The sequence below is a fragment of the Methanobrevibacter cuticularis genome, from assembly GCF_001639285.1.
Classification (GTDB): domain Archaea; phylum Methanobacteriota; class Methanobacteria; order Methanobacteriales; family Methanobacteriaceae; genus Methanobaculum; species Methanobaculum cuticulare.
Genome location: NZ_LWMW01000057.1, coordinates 1 through 702 on the forward strand (window position 1 = coordinate 1; position 702 = coordinate 702).

1 pseudogene is annotated in these 702 nt (G+C 32.8%); it reads right to left on the reverse strand.

From position 1 onward, the window contains the following. Nucleotides 1-702 (reverse strand): annotated as a pseudogene (locus MBCUT_RS11165) (hypothetical protein); the annotation flags it as partial.

Below are 702 nucleotides of genomic sequence, written 5' to 3' on the forward strand. Positions count from 1 at the left end.
TTGTTATTTTGTTGGTGAATCCTAGTTTTTCTTCGGTTGTTCGGTTGATTTGTTTTAGCATGTTTTTGAATGTCCAAGTTACTTTTTGGCGTCCGCCTTGTCGTGGTGTGCTGAGTTGTGTCCATTGGATGTAGATCCAAATGTTGACTAGTAGAAGACCTAGTCCTATGTATAGTAGTCTTAGTGCTGTTTTTTTTGTACTGGTGTGTGTTCGTGCTTGGTTCATTAGTCTGTAGCTGGATTCTATTCCAAATCGTTTTCTATACTCTTTGAATGTGTTTTTTATGGGCATGTCAATATTGTATACTGCATATGCGAAATATTTTAGTCCATTTCGTTTATATTTTCCTTTAGAGTATTTGATCAGCACATTAACTTGAAATGTGGCTTTATTTTCTTTTGAATGCATAGTATACTTTGTAAAATAGCTTTTTTTACCTTTTAATAGTTTTCGTATTCCTCCGCTAGGTCCTCTTTTCACACAAGGCATGATAAAAGGTGTTTTCCTATTTTGAAGATAGTTTATCACTTCTACAGTAAAGAATTCTCTGTCAAGGTAAAGTGATTTAATTTTAAATCCAATAGCTTCGATTTCGTTTATTAGAAAGTCTACTGTGTCTTTTAAAGTTTCTCCTTTTTTAACATGTTTTACAGCTAAAGTGTAGCGTTTGTTTCTTAATATTATGTATATTGAAGCATAAG